The sequence below is a fragment of the Streptomyces sp. NPDC051563 genome (assembly GCF_044454225.1).
Classification (GTDB): Bacteria; Actinomycetota; Actinomycetes; order Streptomycetales; family Streptomycetaceae; genus Streptomyces.
The window spans coordinates 1-16,616 of sequence record NZ_JBITDL010000052.1; the positions used below are offsets into that span (position 1 = coordinate 1).

Genomic DNA, 16,616 nt, shown 5'->3' on the forward strand with positions numbered 1-16,616 from the left:
GTGTGGGGGGGGGGGGGGGGGTGGCGGGGGGGCGTTGGCTTTCCCGCTCGGCGGGGTGCCGGGCCCCCCCCCCCCCCCCCCGGGCGGGCCGGGGGGGGGGGGGGGGCCCCCCCCCCGGGGCCCCCCGCCGCCGTGCTCAGTTCCCGCGGACGGTGACCTTCTCGTCCTTCTGGATCTGCTGCACCAGCTGCTGCACCTTCGCCTTGTCCCAGACGAGGTTGCCGCCGCGCTGACCGGAGATCGGCATGTTCATGGACACGCCGTCACCGCTGCTGATGCCCTTCATCGCGAAGAACATCGAGCCCATGTCCCACAGCCCCATGTCCTTGTCCACGATCAGCGTGTCCAGACCGGCGCCCAGCACCGGATAGAGCGCGAACGGGTTCAGGATGGTCGTCGGGGTCGCCGCCTGGCTGGCCAGCGCGGACAGGAACTTCTGCTGGTTCTTGGTCCGCTGCAGGTCCGATTCGGCGAAGGCGTAGCGGGTCCGTACGTAGGCCAGCGACTGCTCGCCGTTCAGCGTCTGGGTGCCCTCCTTGAAGTCGGCCCCGGACTTCTCGTCCTTGAACCCCTTCTCGATGTTCAGCTCCACCCCGCCCAGCGCGTCCACGATGTTCGCGAAGCCGGCGAAGCCGATCTCGGCGTAGTGGTCGATGCGCAGGCCGGTGTTGAACTCCACCGTCCGCACCAGCAGCTCCGGGCCGTCCTCCGCGTACGCGGCGTTCAGCTTCACCCGCCGCCCCTGGCCCGGGAACTTCTTGCCTGACTCCGAGCCGACGAAGGAGGGGATCTCCACGTCGGAGTCGCGCGGCAGGGAGATCATCGTGTTCCCGCTGGAGCACTTGGCGAGGATCATCATCGAGTCGGTGCGCTTGCCCTCGGCCGAGCCGGTGTGGAGCTTCTTCTTGTCCTCGGCGGACATGCCCTCGCGGCTGTCGGAGCCCACGATCAGGTACGTCGTGCAGTCGCCCTCCTTCGGGCGCTCGATGACCTTGGAGAGGTCGACCTCGCGGCGCACGTTGGAGTCGGCCCAGAAGTAGGTGCCGATGCCCGTCACGAGCAGCCCGGAGACCAGCACGATCGAGCCGATCTTGATCCGCTTGCGCCAGTCCGGGGCCGGTCCCGCAGGCCGGGCCGGGCCGCCGGGACCGCCCGGTCCGCGCCCCTGCGGCCCGCCGGGCGGCCGGCCGCCGTAGACCTGGCCGGTGTTGTAGCCGCTGTCGTAGCTGCCCTCGGGGCTGCCGGCGCCGTACGAGCCGTCCTGCTGCGGAGGCACGTAAGCGGGCCCGGCCGGCGGCTGGGCCGGCCGGCGCGGGGGCTGCGGGGGCTGCTGCGGCTGCCGGGACGCCTGGGGGCCGGGGCCGGGCCGCTGGACGTGCCTCATCCGCCGCGCGCCTTCCGGCTCCGCCTGGCCGCTGCCGCGGCCGTACCCGTCATCGCGGCGGCCACGCTGGTCCTGCTCGCCGCTCCACCCGTCCCAGTCACTCATGTGCCCAAGAATGCCTGGCCGGGAGACCCGCGGAACACCCCCGTCGGCTCTTCGTACCGCTGCTGTTGCAGAGCTGACACCAGCGGGCCGCACTTAAGCTGTCTGCATGACAGAGATACCGGGCGAGCTGCCGGGAAAGCCTATCTCGGCTTCCCGCACCACCCTGAGCCACATCATGACCGCCAATGACACCAACCTCCTCGGTACGGTGCACGGCGGCGTGATCATGAAGCTGGTGGACGACGCGGCCGGTGCCGTGGCCGGCCGCCACTCCGGCGGCCCGGCGGTCACCGCCTCCATGGACGAGATGGCCTTCCTCGCCCCGGTGCGCGTCGGCGACCTCGTCCACGTCAAGGCCCAGTGCAACTGGACGGGCCGCTCCTCCATGGAGATCGGCGTACGCGTCCTCGCGGAGCGGTGGAACGAGTCCACCCCCGCCACCCAGGTCGGCAGCGCCTACCTCGTCTTCACCGCGGTCGATGCCGAGGGCAAGCCCCGCCAGGTCCCGCAGGTCGTCCCGGAGACGGAACGGGACGAGCGGCGCTTCCAGGAGGCCCAGATCCGCCGCACGCACCGGCTCGCCCGCCGCCAGGCCATCCGCGACCTGCGGGAGGAGCGCTCCGCGCAGGGGCTGGACACCGACGCCTAGGGCGACGCCCCCCCCGGAAGGCCCCCGGTACGGCCGCTCTCCGGTCAGGAGCCGCCGCAGACCACCTGGTCACCGGTGACCACACCGAATTCGCCCTGGTACGGATCCTCCGCGCGCACCGCCACCACCTTGCGGTAGTCGGCGCCCGCGATCACCACGACGGTCCGCCCCTGCCCGCGCACGGCCCGCAGCTCACTGCCGGGCAGCGCGGTGGACACCGTACGGGCCGACCGGTCCCAGCGCGGGTCGTACGTGATCACCGTGCGCTTGACGTCCCGGCTCGCGCCGTTCCCCGGAGCCCGGGTGGTGTCGAAGCCGGTGGCGCGCAGCGCCGAGTCCACCCGGGTGCCCAGCCCGTCGATCCGGGTGCCGTTCTCCACCTGGATCCGGACCTGCCCCGGGGGCACGTCCACCGGCACGGCCGGCTGCCGGTGCACCGGCTTGCCGGGGGCGGGGGCGGGGGCCGGGGAAAGCGGCCGGTCGTCGCGCAGCGCCTGGAAGAGCTTCGCGGCCTTGCCCTCGTCCCATTTCACGGTGGAGCCGATGCCCTTGACCGGGAAGGAGGGGTTCCCGACGGGGACGGAGGCGAACTCGGAGGAGGACGGGGTGAAATCGCGCATGGCCTGTCCGAGCGCCAGCATCTGCTCCGATCCGAAGCCCCGGTCGGCCCGGACCGAGCTCAGCAGGGTGGAGCTGACCTGCTTGAACTTGACGGGGTTGAGCAGCACCCCGCCGCCCGTGGCCTGCTTGATCAGCGCCGCGATGAACCGCTGCTGGCGCTGCATCCGGCCCAGGTCCGAGGCCCCGTCGACATGGCGCGAGCGCACGTACTGCAGGGCCTGTCCGCCGTTGAGCCGGTGGGTGCCGGGGAGCAGGTCGAGGCCGGTGTTGGGGTCCTTCATCGTCTTGGCGGTGCAGATCTCCACGCCGCCCATGGCGTCGACCGTCTTCATGAAGCTGGTGAAGTCGACCTCCAGGTAGTGGTCGATCTTCACGCGGGTCATGCTCTCGACGGTGCGCACGGTCAGCTGGGGCCCGCCCTCGGCGTAGGCGGCGTTGAGCTTCACGGGGTGGGGGCCGTGCGGTTTGCCGCTGGAGCCGTCCACGTGCGCGGGCAGCTCCACGAAGCTGTCCCGGGGGAGGCTGACCACGCTGGCCCGCGCCCGGTCTGCCGAGAGGTGGACCAGCATCACGGTGTCGGTGCAGTGGCAGGGCGCGCCGCCCAGGCGGTACTCGCGCTTCTCCTCGGGGGTGATCTTGTCGCGGCCGTCGGTGCCGACGAGCAGGAAGTTCACCCCGTGCCCGGCCTGCGGGCGGTTCTTCATGTCCTTGAAGGGGTCCACCCGCTGGATCCCGGTGTCCAGCCCGGTCATCACGGCGTGCCCGAGGGCCCCGGATCCCAGGACGAGGACCGACAGTCCCGCGGCGAGCCGGACCCCCCAACGGGGTCTGTCCGCAGGCCGGTTCCCGCCCGCCCGGGGCCCGGCCGGACCGCCGGGCCGCGGCGCGCGCTGCGACGGCCGGGCGGACCGGGCGGGCAGGGCGGGTCGGGTGGGACGGTGCGGCTGGGGCACGGGTGACACCTCGCACGTTCGGCAGATTCGTCAGAACAGTAGGTCCATACGATCAGCCGTTGTCCTTACTGCTCATCCGGCGCGCACCCGGTTCCCCCGTACGCGGTAACGTGACACCGATACCCGACCTTGAAGGACCACATGCCCGCCCAGCAGCCCGCAGTCTCGGTGATCATGCCGGTACTCAACGAGGAGCGCCATCTGCGCAACTCGGTCCACCACATCCTCGGACAGGAGTACGGGGGTGAGATGGAAGTGGTGATCGCGCTCGGGCCGTCCAGGGACCGTACCGACGAGATCGCCGCAGAGCTGGTACGGGAAGACCCCCGGGTCCACACCGTCCCGAATCCCACCGGCCGGACCCCCGCCGCCCTCAATGCGGCCATCCAGGCCTCGCGCCATCCGATCGTGGTGCGCGTGGACGGCCACGGCATGCTCTCCCCGAACTACATCGCCACCGCGGTCCGCCTCCTGGAGGAGACCGGCGCGCAGAACGTCGGCGGCATCATGCACGCCGAGGGCGAGAACGCCTGGGAGGACGCCGTCGCCGCCGCGATGACCTCGCGGATCGGCGTCGGCAACGCCGCCTTCCACACCGGAGGCAAGGCGGGCCCCGCCGACACCGTCTACCTCGGGGTGTTCCGGCGGGAGGCCCTGGAGGCCGCCGGCGGGTACAACGTGGAGTTCGTCCGCGCCCAGGACTGGGAGCTGAACTTCCGCATCCGCGAGGCCGGCGGGCTGATCTGGTTCTCGCCGGAACTGAAGGTCCAGTACCGCCCGCGGCCCTCGGTACGCGCGCTCGCCAAGCAGTACAAGGACTACGGTCGCTGGCGCCACGTGGTGGCCCGCTACCACTCGGGCTCCATCAACCTGCGCTACCTCGCCGCACCGGCCGCCGTCTGCGCGATCGCCGCCGGTGTGGTCGTCGGAGCCGCCGTCACCCCGTGGGCCTTCGCCCTCCCGGCGGGCTACCTCGCGGCGATCACCGTCGGCTCGGTCCCGGCCGGGAAGGGGCTCTCCTTCAAGGCCCGGCTGCGGATCCCCGTCGCGCTGGCGACCATGCACGTGTGCTGGGGGTACGGCTTCCTGACCAGCCCGCGCTCGCTCGCCGCCAAGGTGATCGCGAGCCGCCGCCCGTCGGTGAACCGGGACCCCGCCGAGCTCTGAGCCGGGTACGGACGACACGAAAGGGGTGACCCGGTCCTCGTCGGACCGGGTCACCCCTTTCGGTGTACGAGGGCTCCGGGCCCTCTCAGCTCACCAGCGGTACGGCTTGTAGATGTCCATGCAGCTGGTGTCCGTGCCGTTGAGCACGTCGGCCGTCTCCGGGACCGAACCGGCCTCGGGCGGCGCCTGCACCGGGTAGGTGGCGCCCTCGCGCCAGTCCGCGCCCACCAGGACCGTGATCTTGGCGGCCCCGGCCGACTTCTGCACGGAGGCGGCCGGGATCCCGAGCGCCGCGGCCACGCCCTGCGCGTCGGCCGCCTGGGCGTCCGTGGCGTAGCGGACGACCGTCGTCTTCTCCGGGGCCAGCGTGTTGTCCGCCTTGGCCAGCGAGAAGCCCTTGGCGACCAGCTCACCGGCGATGGCCGTGGCCCGCTTGCCCACCGGCGCCGCCCCGACGCCCGTGCCGTTGACCACCTGCACGGCGATCTTCGCGGGGTTGGAGGCCGGCGGCGCGGAGGAGGCCTGCGGAGCCGGGTCGGTCGACGGGGCGGGGGCCGCGGGGTCCTGGCTCGCGCCCGGCTGGCCGCTCGCGGCCGGCGCCGGGTCGCCGTTCTTGTCCATGGCCACGTCCTTGCGGAGCAGCTCCCAGACCTTCTCGGCGTCCTTGGGATCGAGGATCAGCCGGTCCTTGTCGCTCGGGGCCTGCAGCACCGGGATGGTGGTCGTCGTGAGGCGGTTGACCGGCACGTCCTTGAGCAGCAGGGCGAGGTCGAGGAGCTTCTTGACCGACCCGATCTCCTCCGACACCTTCAGCGACTTCGTCGCCGCCTCCGCCAGGCCCGTGAGGCGGGGGAGGTCGGTGAAGGCGTTCTGGCCCTTGAGCCCGCGCATCATCGAGTTCATGTACATGTGCTGCGCCTTGGCCCGGGCCATGTCGCTGCCGAAGGCGTGCCGGGTGCGCAGCCACTGGAGCGCCTGCTCGCCCTGGACCCGGGTGGTGCCCGCCTTCAGCTTGAGGCCGGAACCGCCCGTCCCCGAACCGGGCTCCGACTGGTCGAAGACGTTCTGGTTCACGCAGACGTCGACGCCGCCGATCGCGTCGGCCATGCTCACGACACCGACGAAGTCGATCATCATCCAGTGGTCGATGTAGACGTTGGCCAGCTTCTCCCAGGTGGCCAGGGTGCAGCCGGGCCCCCCGCGCGCCAGGCTCTCGTTGATCATCATCTTGGCGGCCTTGTACTTCGTCCCCGTGGCGGGATCGGTGCACTCCGGGATGTCCACGAGGGTGTCGCGCGGCACGGAGGTGACCGAGGCGTTCTTCCGGTCCGCCGAGATGTGGATCAGCATCTGCACGTCGGCCCGCGCGGGGTCGCCGATGTTGTCCCAGCCCCCGCCGAGCTTCGCGTTCGCCTCGTCGCGGATGTCGGAGCCGAGCATCAGGATGTTGATCGGACGCCGGCCGGCCGCGTCGGCCTCGCCCCGGGCGACCCCGCTGTCGCCGCTCAGGCGCTGGCCGCTGCGGATGTTGCCGTTGAGGTGGCGGTAGTAGAGGTAACCGGCCGCCGCCGTCCCGAGTATGAGCAGCGCGAGGATGGAGGCCGTCCAGCGCAGTACGCGGCGCCGCCCCCGCCGGGTCGGCCGCTTGCCGCCCCCGCCCCCCGCTCCGCCGCCGCGGCGGCCGGAGCCGGGCCTCGGCGCGGGTACGGCACTGGTCGCCGTCGGCCGGGTGCCGGCGCCGGATATGCCGTTGCCGGCCCGGCCCGGCGCCCCCTCCCCTTGCACGCTGCTGTGCCTCACGCGTCCCCCATCACGATCACTCTGTGTCGGTAGTGTGCCGGTCCGACGGACCCCGGCACGTCATTGCGTGACCGCGGGGGGCCGGCCGGCCCCCCTGTCGGTCACTTGGCACAGACGGACTTGTCCGCCTCGACCCGCTGGACGCCCTCGGGCGCCTGCTGCGGCGCCGTCAGGGAAGTCCCCGCCCCCTCGAAGTCGGCGCCGAGCGTCAGCTTCATCGGCGTCTTGGGCGCGGCGTCGGCCGTACCCATCTTCAGCGCCGTCGCCGGCAGGCCCATCATGTCCGCCAACGCCCGTGCCTGGTCGGCCTGGTTGGGCGCGTACTCCAGCTGCGTGGTGTCCACCTTGGCGGGCGCGTTGCCCAGGTTGCTGGACTTGGGCACCCCCTTGGTGTTCTGCAGCCAGTTCAGGGTGCCCGACGCGGCTCCGGTCTTGCCGCTCCCGTTGTACACGTCCACCCGGACGTCCTTGGCCGCCGCGCGGTTGCCCTGGAGCAGGGCGTCCGACTTCGCCTTCGCGTCGGCGTCCGCCGCGTCCTTGGCCGCCTGTTCCTTCTTCTCGACCTCGGTGAGGGAGACGTCCCCGCGGATCATCTGCAACAGGGGGTCGGCCTGCGCCTTATTGACGACCACCGTGGCTTTGACCTTCTCCGCCGGATTGTCGAGCACCGGAAGCGTGGTGAAGGTGATGTTCTTGAGGTCTATGTTCTTCAACTCGCCCGCGAGATCGGTGAGTTTTCCGATCGAACCTATCCCCGAATCCACGCTCAGCGACTTCGTGGCGGCTTCCGCGAGGGAGAAGAACTTCTTCGGACTGGTCAGCGTTTCCTTGGACTTCATCTCGCGCATCATCGAACTGAGGAACTGCTGCTGCGTCTTGATGCGGTCGAGGTCGCTCTCGTTGCCGAAGGCGTGCCGGGTCCGTACGAAGGCCAGCGCCTGCTCGCCCTCCAGCCGGTGCTCGCCCGCCGTCAGCTTGAGCTTGGAGTCCCTGTCGTTGACGTCCTTGGCCACGCAGACCGGCACTCCGCCGACCGCCGTGCTCAGGTTCTTCACCGCGTTGAAGTCGGCCATCATGAAGTGGTCGACCTGGATCCCGGTGAGCTCCCTCACCGTGCGCATCGTGCAGCCCGGGTCGCGGCCCGCCTGCCCGAGGCTGGTGTTGAAGCGGGCCCCGCGCTCGCCGGGGATGTCCTTCGTCGAACCGTCCGGCTGCTTCGTGGGGCAGACCGGCAGGGTGGTGATCAGGTCGCGCGGGATGGACAGCGCCGTCGCGTTGGAGCGGTCCTTCGACACGTGGAAGAGGATCGTCGTATCGGCGTGGCCGACGCTGCCGGCGTCCCCGTACCCCTCGTTGCCCGCGCCGCTGCGCTTGTCCGTGCCGATGACGAGGATGTTGATCGGCTGGTCCTTCTTGAAACCGCCGCTGGTGCCCGCGTCGCCGATGTCGGTGACCTGGATGTTGCCGTTCAGGTGCTGGTAGTAGAGGTACCCCGCCACCGAGCCGCCGACCAGCAGCACCGCCAGGGTTCCGCCGGTGATGGTCAGGGCCCGTTTGCGGCCGCCACCGCCGATCTTGCGCGAACGGCCGCCGCGCCGGCCGCCGCCGGGCGGCGGGGCGTCACCTCGGCGCGGCCCGGGAACCCCGGGGGACGGGGCGGCGGGGGAGCGGGGCGGAACGGGGGTCCTGCGGGGCGCCGCGCGGGGAGCGGACCGCTGCGACGGCGCTTGCGCAGCGGTGTCTTCCAGTCGCAGCTCGTAGTTGCCGGTGCGGGGGTTGAGTACCCATTGATCTGCGGGGTCGATCTCGTCGGCCCGTCCACGGCTTTGCGCATCCACGGTTTGCTCGAATCCTCCGTCGGTGCTTCGCGACGCGCCTCCCCCAGGCGCACGGTCAACGATCCGGCTGCTGGCGCAAGGCCTCTGTACTGGCCGGGCGCCGGATCGCTCACCTTATCCGGACAGGTTCGCCGCAAACCATGCTGGTGATGAATTCCACGCACTTACAACGGGGCAATCTCCCCAACAAGCTCGGCCGGGGCACCGGCTTTTGGGATTGCTTTACCGGCAGTCGGCCACCCCGGCGGTGGTCCCGGTGAAGGTGGGGACGGGGGCGGAGGGCTCAGCGGTTCCCGGACGCCCGCCGGTGCCCGCACGCGTGCCGTCCGCCGTGCCCTCCTCCGCGCCGTCCTGCGTGCGGTCCGTCTTGTCGTCGGCCGCCGCCTCCTCCCGGTCCCCCTCCGGGCGCGTGGCCGGCGCGGGCGTGCCCGTGGCCTCGGGCGGGGCGATGGCGAGCGGCTCGTCCGCCCGCAGCCGCTGGAAGAGCTGGGAGGCGTCCGGCTGCCGCAGCTCGTCCCGGTTGAGGTTGGCCGCGTACGGGCGGCGCGGCACCGTGAGGAACTTGATCTGGTCGGTCGGGATGTCGCGCACGCCCCGGACCAGTTCGTAGAGCCCGCGCAGCGAGGCCAGCCCCGGGTCGGTGGTCACCGAGGAGGTCGCCGCGTCCAGCAGCGGGTACAGCCGTCCCGGGTTCAGCAGCACCCCGTTGCTCTGCACCTTCTTGACGAGGGACCCGAGGAACGCCTGCTGGCGCTCCATCCGCTCGGTGTCACTGCCGTTGCCCAGGCTGTGGCGGGCCCGTACGAAGCCCAGCGCCTGCTCGCCCTGGAGGGTCTGCCGGCCCGCCGGCAGCTTCAGCTCGGCCTCGGTGTCGTCCACCGGCCGCCGCAGGCACACCTCCACCCCGCCGATGGCGTCCACCATCTTCTTGAAGCCGCTGAAGTCCAGCACCATGTGGTGGTCGACCCGGATCCCGGTCATCGCCTCCACCGTGCGGATCGTGCAGGCGGTGCCGCCCCATTCGAAGGCCCAGTTGAACTGGGCGAACTGCTCGCTGGTGCGGCTGCCGTCGGGTTTGAGGCACGCGGGTATCTCCGCCATCAGGTCCCGCGGTATCGACACCGCCGTCGCGCTCTTCCGGTCCGCCGGCAGGTGCAGCAGGATCGTGGTGTCCGAGCGCTGGGTGCCCTTGTCCTGCCCGTACCGGGCGTTGTCCGCACCGGTGCGCGAGTCCGAGCCGATCAGCAGGATGTTCTGCGCGCCGCCCGCCAGGTGGACCGGGCGCTCCTTGTCGTAGCGCCGCAGCTCGGCGGCGGCGGAGGTGTCCTCGGCGATGTTCCCGTCGAGCTTGTCGTAGATCCACCAGCCCGTGCCCGCCCCGACGACGGCCAGCAGGCCGGTTCCGGCGCCGATCCAGCGCAGCAGGCGGCGCCGCTTGCGGCCGTTCGGAGGCTGTTCGCCTCCGGCCGCATCGGTGCCGCCCGGTATGCCCGCGCTGTCGGTCACTCGCGTTCCGTCCCCTCACCCGAACCGGTACGGGCCGTACGGGTGAGCACGGCCTGTGCCGATCCTGCCCCCGGGGCACCGATGCGGCCCGGGGGCACGGCCGTGTATAGGGCTATACGGGTGACAAATAGCCCAGATCCGGCATTGGGCGGTGTGGGTGACGGCGGGGCCGGACCGGATCAGGCCGTGTGGGTGACCCGCTCGCTCTCGATCCGCTGCGCCAGGGCCGCGTCCGCAAGCGATCCGGCGTTGCGGCACAGCACCACGGAGCCGCCCGTGGCCAGGGCCGCGTAGAGCCCCGCGCAGAGGCCCTCCCAGCTGTCGTAGCCCTGCCGGGACAGCACCCGGGCACCCTCGCCGAAGCCGAGCCTCCGCGCGTCCTCGCGGGCCCGCTCGCAGATCCGCGCGTACGAGAGCTCCTCGCCGCCGACCACCAGGCCCGGGCCGTCCGCGTCCACCGGCTGGAAGGGGGCGAACCGGTCGCCCTGCCCCGGCACCTCCACCGCGTAATCGGCGAAACCGGCCGGCGGCTGCGGGAAGCGCCCGCCCAGCGGCCGCAGCGCGAGCGCCACCCGCTCCCCGGAGCAGGCGGCGGCCTCCTCCAGCGTGTCCGGCCCGCTCACCACCAGATCGGCGGCGGCCGGATCCCCGCCCACCTCCGCCACGACCCCGACGGAGGCGCAGGCGAGCAGCCACACGGCGCTCTGCCAGTGCGCGGGGAGCAGCAGCGCGAGCCGGTCGCCGGGCTCGGCGCCCAGGTCGCCCTGGAGCAGATTGGCGGTCTTGGCCACCCAATTGGCGAAGGTGGCGACGGACAATTCGACGCGCTCGCCCGTGGCGTCGTCGTAGAAGGTCACGAGCGGGCGGCCGGGATCGGCGGCGAGCGCGGATCGCAGCAGGTCGGCAGGGGTGCGGTCAGTGGCGTTCACGGACCAGAGCCTACGCGGGCGGGCCCGCGCCCCTCCTCCGTACGGCCGCAGCACGATCCCCCGTACGGGGGAGGGGTATCGCCGCCCGGACCGGACGGCACGTCAGTTCTCGGATGGCGCCCGCCCCCGGCAGTCCCCAGCATCCTTTCCATGCGTGCATTCCTTGCTTCCTCCATCGGCGTCGCGACGGCTGCCGCACTGGCCCTGCCGCTCGCGCTCCCCTCCACGGCCCTCGCCCACCCGGCAGCGACGCGGTCATCGGCCGGGGCGGCACCGGCGGCCCCCGCGGCCCCGGCGGCCCCCGCCGGATCCACCCAGTCCCTGCCGCTCGTCCCCGTGGGACCCGCGGCGGACCGCCCCACCGGGGTACCCGGCATGAGCACCTCGCCCCGGCTGCCCGAGACCCAGGGCCTGTCGGCCCGCGAGGTCAAGACCTTCGCGCTGGTCGGCGTCGTCTGGGACGACGCGAACACCCAGCTCGACGGCCGCGTCCAGGTCCGCACCCGCTCCGTCGCCACGGCGGCCTGGTCCGACTGGCAGGACGTCGACACCCACAACAGCGAACACGCCGCCGACCCCGGCACGGCGGAACGGGGCACCGGCCGCGTCCGCGGCAGCACGGCCCCCCTGTGGGTCGGCCAGTCCGACGGCATCGAGGTCCGGGTCCAGGCGGAACCCGGCGGCCGCGCGGTGAGCAGCGGGCTCCCCACCGGCATGCACATCGAACTGGTCGACCCGGGAGACACGACCCGCCCCCCGTCGGACGCGAAGAACGGCGGTCCGGACGCCGCGCCCGTCGCCGTCGACGACGACGACAAGGGCGAGCTGGCCCTCCTCCCCGGCATGACCATGGAGATGGCCGAGTCCTCCTCCGCCAACGTCCCCATGGCCCCCCTGGGCGCCCAGGAGATCCCCGCCCTCAACAAGGCCGACTCCACCGCCGACGCGGTCCTCGCCGACGAGGCGCTCGCGGCCGCCCCGTACATCGGCCCGCGCCCGAAGATCGTCACCCGGCTGGGCTGGGGCGCGGACGAGAACCTGCGCGAGAAGGGCTTCGTCTACACGAACACGGTCAAGGCCGCCTTCGTCCACCACACCGCCTCCGGCAACAACTACGCCTGCAAGGACGCCCCGGCGGTCCTGCGCAGCCTGTACCGCTACCACGTGGTCAGCAGCGGCTGGCGGGACATCGGCTACAACTTCGCCGTCGACAAGTGCGGCACCGTCTACGAGGGCCGGGCGGGCGGAGTCGCCAAGGCGGTGCTCGGTGCGCACACCATGGGCTTCAACACCGACAGCATGGGCGTCGCCGTCATCGGCACCTTCACCTCCACGGCCCCGCCCAAGGCGGCCGTCGACGCGGTGGCCCGCCTCACGGCCTGGAAGCTCGGCCTCTTCGGAGCGGACCCCCGCGCGAAGACCACCCTCCGCTCGGGCGGCGGCAACCTCTACGCGAAGGGCAGCAACGTCCGCCTGAACGTCATCTCGGGCCACCGCGACGGCTTCGCCACGGAATGCCCCGGCCGCCTCCTCTACGGCCAACTCCCCCCCACCCGAACCGCCTCAGCCAAACTCCAGGGCCGCCCCTGAAGCCCGTACCTTCCTCTTTTGACGCTCCGCTCGCACCGCTGCGCGGGCACCTTTTCGACGCGCCGCTCGCACCGCTGCGCGGGCTTCGCGTCGCTGCGGCGGACTCCGTCCGGCGGTGGCCGGTCGGGGTTGTCGTCACGGCCGTCCCGGCGCGGGGCCTGGTGGGCGGGTGCGGGTGGGTGGGCCCTGCGGGGCGAGGTCCCCTACCCGCCCTTCGCCCGTTCCCCGGGCTCTGCCCGGACCCCGTTTCCGGGTGCGGCGCCGTTGCCGGGGGCCAGCCCCCGGGCCCCCGCTCCTCAAACGCCGGAGGGGCTGAGTTTTCGTTGATGCGGTCTGCACGTTCAGACTGACGCCGGCTAAATCCAGCCCCGCCGGCGTTTGAGGCGCGGGGTCTGGGGCGGAGCCCCAGGGGGTCCGGGCGCAGCCCGGTACCCCTCCCCAGCCTGTCCGGCGCTTGAGGACGGGGCTCCGGGCAGCGCCCAGGGGCACTCCCAGCCCGGCTGGCGCTTGAGGCGCGGGTCCGGGCAGCGCCCGGGGCACCCTCAGCCCCGCCGGCGTTTGAGGCGCGGGGTCTGGGGCGGAGCCCCGGGGGGTCCGTGCGCAGCCCGGTACCCCTCTTCAGCCCGTCCGGCGTTTGAGGACCGGGGTCCGGGCAGCGCCCGGGGAACGGTGGAAGGGCGGGTAGGGGACAGCCCCGCAGGGCTACGCTCGAGGCATGGCCGGCCGCTACGACCCCCTCACCCGCACCGCGATCCGCGGAGGCCGCACCACCCTGCCCCCGCCCCCGCCCCCGGGCACGGGCAAGGGCCCGGGCCAACCCCCGACCCCCACCCCCGGCACGGCCACCCGCACCTGGACCCCACCCGGCCCCCTGGACCTCGGCCTCACCCTCGGCCCCCTCAGGCGCGGCCCCGCCGACCCCACCTTCCGCGCCACCGCGGGAGCCGTCTGGCGCGCCACGAGGACCCCGGCCGGCCCGGCCACGCTCCGGGTCGCGCGCGCCGGCGACGGCGTCGGGGTGACCGCCACCGCCTGGGGCCCCGGCGCCGACTGGATCCTCGAGGCTCTGCCCGAGCTGCTCGGCTCCGCCGACGACTCCTCCGGCTTCGTCCCCCGGCACAGGCTCGTGCACGCCAGCCACCGCCGCCGTCCCGGCCTGCGGCTGACCCGTACCGGCCTGGTGCTGGAGTCCTTGATCCCGACGGTCCTGGAACAGAAGGTCACCGCTGACGAGGCGTACCGCGCCTGGCGCCGCCTGGTACGCCAGTACGGCGAACCGGCCCCCGGTCCGGGGACGGCCACGGCCACGGGCCCGGACGACACCCGGCCCCCGGACCTCTACGTCATGCCCGACCCCCGCACCTGGACCCTCATCCCCTCCTGGGACTGGCACAAGGCCGGAGTCGACTCCAAGCGCTCCGCCACCATCGTCCGCGCGGCCCGCCTCGCCGCCCGCCTGGAAGAGGCCGCCGCCATGGACCTGCCGGCGGCCACCGCCCGCCTGGAGGCGGTCCCCGGCATCGGCCCGTGGACCTCCGCCGAGACCCTGCAGCGCAGCAACGGCGCCCCCGACGCGGTCACCACCGGCGACCTCCACCTGCCCGGCATCATCGGCTACGCGCTGGCCGGGGACCGGGACGCCGACGACGCCGCCATGCTGGAGCTCCTCGCCCCCTACGCGGGCCAGCGCCACCGCGCCGCCCGCCTGGTCCTGCTGGCCGGCGGGGCTCCGCCCCGCCGGGCTCCCCGGATGCCCCGGGGGGACATCGGCAAGCTGTGAGGGAGCGGCCCGCGAGGGTCACCGGACCTCGATGAACTCCTCCGCCGCCCGGGCGGCCCGCTCGGCCGGGGCGACCGCGGCGTGCCCGACGGCCACCGCACCCATCGGGTCCCAGCCCTCGGGGAGCCCGAGCACCTTGCGCACCACGTCCCGGCAGAACATCGTCGAGGACACCCATGCGGAGCCCAGCCGTTCCCCGGCCAGCGCGACGAGGAAGTTCTGTACGCCGGCGCCCATCGCCACGACGAACATCTCCCGCTCCGCCGCGTCCCGCCGCGCGTGCCCGTAGTCGTGCGCGCCGTCGGTGACCAGGCAGGGCACCACCAGGTAGGGCGCGGCCCGCAGGACGTCGCCCCGCCGGACCCGCTTCGCGATGGACTCCTCGGACTTCCCGTCCCGCCGCAGGTCCTCGATCCAGGCGTCGCGCATCGCGTCCAGCAGTTCCAGCCGCGCGCCGGCCGACTCAAGGAGGACGAACCGCCACGGTGTGGTGTGGTGCGGGGCCGGGGCCGTCACGGCCGCGGCGACCGCGCGGCGCACCGCGCCGGGGTCGACCGGCTCGGAGGTGAAGGCCCGTACGGTACGCCGCTGCGTCACGGCTTCCCGTACCGCCTCGGAGGTGCCCAGCCGGAACATGTCGTCGGCGGGCGAGCGCACCAGGTCGGCGGCCGAGGAGCCCTCGGCGAGGACGTGCGCCAGGCCGCGCACCACCGCCACGGGCAGGCCCTCGGCCTTGCCCTTGACCAGGTCGCCGGCGGCGGCCAGCTCGTCGGCGGTCGCGACGACCGTCGCGCTCAGCGGGTTGCCGTGGGCGTCGGTGCCGCCGCGCAGGTCGTCCAGGACGCGTACGCCCGCGGCGCCGATCGCCACGTCGGTGAGTCCGGTGCGCCACGGGCGCCCGAAGGTGTCCGTCACGACGACGCCGACGTCCACGGCGAGCCGCTCCCGCAGTCCCGCGCGGATCGCGGCGGCGGAGGCGTCGGGGTCCTCGGGCAGCAGCAGGACGGTGCTGGCCTCGGTGTTCGAGGCGTCGACTCCGGCCGCGGCCATGACCAGGCCCTGCCGGTTCTCCACGATCCGCAGCGTTCCCCGGCGCGCGACGACCCGTACGGTCTCGGCGTCGATCGCCTCCTCGCGGGAATCGGCGCGGACGATCCGGCCCTCCGCCTTGGAGACGATCTTCGAGGTGACGAGCAGGACGTCGCCGTCGCGCAGCTCCGGGCCGGCGGCGGCCGCGATCAGCGCGGCCAGGTCGTCGCCCGGGCGCACCTCCGGGATCCCGCCGAGGGCCCGGACCTCGTACGAGGGCCCGTGCGGGGCGGTCACCGGGAGGCCTCCGCCAGTTCCAGCGCGGCCCGCGCCATCCCGGCCGTGGCGGCCAGGTCAGTCATCATCAGCGGGACCGCCCGGCAGGTGATGCCGGCGGCCTCCACCTCGGCGACGGCGTCCGCGTCGGCGGTGTCGACGAGCCAGCCGTCGAGCAGCCCGGTGCCGTAGTGCAGGGCGACGGCCGCGGCGGTGGATTCGACGCCCACGGCGGCCAGCACCTTGTCGGCCATGCCGCGTACGGGAGCGCCCCCGACGATGGGGGAGAGCCCCACGACGGGAGCCGGGGCGGCGGCCACGGCCTCGCGGATGCCGGGTACGGCGAGGATGGTCCCCACCGACACCACGGGGTTGGACGGCGGGAAGAGGATCACGTCGGCGGCCGCGATGGCCTCCAGGACGCCGGGCGCGGGCTTGGCCTGTTCGGCGCCCACGGGTACGACGGCCTCGGCGTCCACCGCGGCGCGCATGCGGACCCAGTACTCCTGGAAGTGGACGACCCGGCGTTCACCGCTCTGGGTGTCGGTGATCGCGACGTGGGTCTCGACCCGGTCGTCGGACATGGGGAGCAGCCGGACGCCGGGCTGCCAGCGGTCGCAGAGGGCCTCGGTGACGGCGCTGAGCGGGTAGCCCGCGCCGAGCATCTGCGTACGGACGATGTGGGTGGCGAAGTCGCGGTCGCCGAGGCCGAACCAGGTCGGTCCGACCCCGTACGCGGCGAGTTCCTCCTTGACGGTGAAGGACTCGTCGGTGCGGCCCCAGCCCTGGTCCTCGTTGATGCCACCGCCGAGGGTGTACATCACGGTGTCCAGGTCGGGGCAGACCTTGAGCCCGAACAGGTGAATGTCGTCACCGGTGTTGCCGATGACCGTGATGTCCGCGTCGGGAACCGCGGACTGGAGACCGCGGAGGAAACGGGCGCCGCCGATGCCGCCGGCCAGAACAACAATGCGCATGTGGGGCAGTCT

The 16,616-nt window shown here is 73.1% G+C and carries 12 protein-coding genes; 4 read left to right on the forward strand and 8 right to left on the reverse strand.

Annotated elements, in window-relative coordinates:
• Positions 1 to 136 precede the first annotated feature (136 nt).
• Positions 137 to 1,489: an LCP family protein gene (locus tag ACIA8F_RS37415; RefSeq protein WP_399385503.1), complete on the reverse strand. Its 1,353-nt coding sequence runs from the start codon at positions 1,487 to 1,489 to the stop codon at positions 137 to 139.
• 106 nt (positions 1,490 to 1,595) lie between these two features.
• Between ACIA8F_RS37415 and ACIA8F_RS37420 the strand changes: the two genes are divergently transcribed.
• Positions 1,596 to 2,138, forward strand: coding sequence for an acyl-CoA thioesterase (locus ACIA8F_RS37420; protein WP_399385504.1), 543 nt, complete (start codon positions 1,596 to 1,598; stop codon positions 2,136 to 2,138).
• 44 nt (positions 2,139 to 2,182) lie between these two features.
• Here the strand turns inward: ACIA8F_RS37420 and ACIA8F_RS37425 are convergent, their stop codons facing one another.
• The gene (locus tag ACIA8F_RS37425) at positions 2,183 to 3,511 is read right to left on the reverse strand and encodes an LCP family protein (protein WP_399385505.1); all 1,329 of its coding nucleotides are present in this window, start codon (positions 3,509 to 3,511) and stop codon (positions 2,183 to 2,185) included.
• A 342-nt stretch (positions 3,512 to 3,853) separates the two neighbouring features.
• Here ACIA8F_RS37425 and ACIA8F_RS37430 point away from each other — a divergent pair, with 342 nt between their 5' ends.
• The gene (locus tag ACIA8F_RS37430) at positions 3,854 to 4,879 is read left to right on the forward strand and encodes a glycosyltransferase family 2 protein (protein ID WP_399385506.1); all 1,026 of its coding nucleotides are present in this window, start codon (positions 3,854 to 3,856) and stop codon (positions 4,877 to 4,879) included.
• A gap of 90 nt (positions 4,880 to 4,969) precedes the next feature.
• Here the strand turns inward: ACIA8F_RS37430 and ACIA8F_RS37435 are convergent, their stop codons facing one another.
• From ACIA8F_RS37435 to ACIA8F_RS37450, 4 genes are all read right to left on the reverse strand, one after another.
• On the reverse strand, positions 4,970 to 6,679 hold the full coding sequence (locus tag ACIA8F_RS37435; RefSeq protein WP_399385507.1) for an LCP family protein: 1,710 nt from the start codon (positions 6,677 to 6,679) through the stop codon (positions 4,970 to 4,972).
• A 101-nt stretch (positions 6,680 to 6,780) separates the two neighbouring features.
• Positions 6,781 to 8,517: an LCP family protein gene (locus ACIA8F_RS37440; RefSeq protein ID WP_399385508.1), complete on the reverse strand. Its 1,737-nt coding sequence runs from the start codon at positions 8,515 to 8,517 to the stop codon at positions 6,781 to 6,783.
• A gap of 222 nt (positions 8,518 to 8,739) precedes the next feature.
• Positions 8,740 to 10,023 (reverse strand): LCP family protein, encoded by a 1,284-nt coding sequence (locus ACIA8F_RS37445; RefSeq protein ID WP_399385510.1) that lies wholly within the window; start codon positions 10,021 to 10,023, stop codon positions 8,740 to 8,742.
• Positions 10,024 to 10,202: 179 nt separating this feature from the next.
• Positions 10,203 to 10,952, reverse strand: coding sequence for a TIGR03089 family protein (locus ACIA8F_RS37450; RefSeq protein ID WP_399385511.1), 750 nt, complete (start codon positions 10,950 to 10,952; stop codon positions 10,203 to 10,205).
• A gap of 150 nt (positions 10,953 to 11,102) precedes the next feature.
• Between ACIA8F_RS37450 and ACIA8F_RS37455 the strand changes: the two genes are divergently transcribed.
• Entirely contained in the window at positions 11,103 to 12,542 is a 1,440-nt protein-coding gene (locus ACIA8F_RS37455; protein WP_399385512.1) for a peptidoglycan recognition protein, read from the forward strand.
• Positions 12,543 to 13,257: 715 nt separating this feature from the next.
• Entirely contained in the window at positions 13,258 to 14,322 is a 1,065-nt protein-coding gene (locus ACIA8F_RS37460; RefSeq protein WP_399385513.1) for a DNA-3-methyladenine glycosylase family protein, read from the forward strand.
• Positions 14,323 to 14,340: 18 nt separating this feature from the next.
• Here ACIA8F_RS37460 and ACIA8F_RS37465 read toward each other — a convergent pair whose 3' ends face one another.
• Positions 14,341 to 15,648 (reverse strand): coenzyme F420-0:L-glutamate ligase, encoded by a 1,308-nt coding sequence (locus ACIA8F_RS37465; protein WP_399385514.1) that lies wholly within the window; start codon positions 15,646 to 15,648, stop codon positions 14,341 to 14,343.
• Positions 15,645 to 16,604: a 2-phospho-L-lactate transferase gene (cofD, locus tag ACIA8F_RS37470; protein ID WP_399385515.1), complete on the reverse strand. Its 960-nt coding sequence runs from the start codon at positions 16,602 to 16,604 to the stop codon at positions 15,645 to 15,647. The genes ACIA8F_RS37465 and cofD overlap by 4 nt, the downstream gene beginning before the upstream one ends.
• Between the last annotated feature and the right edge of the window lie 12 nt (positions 16,605 to 16,616).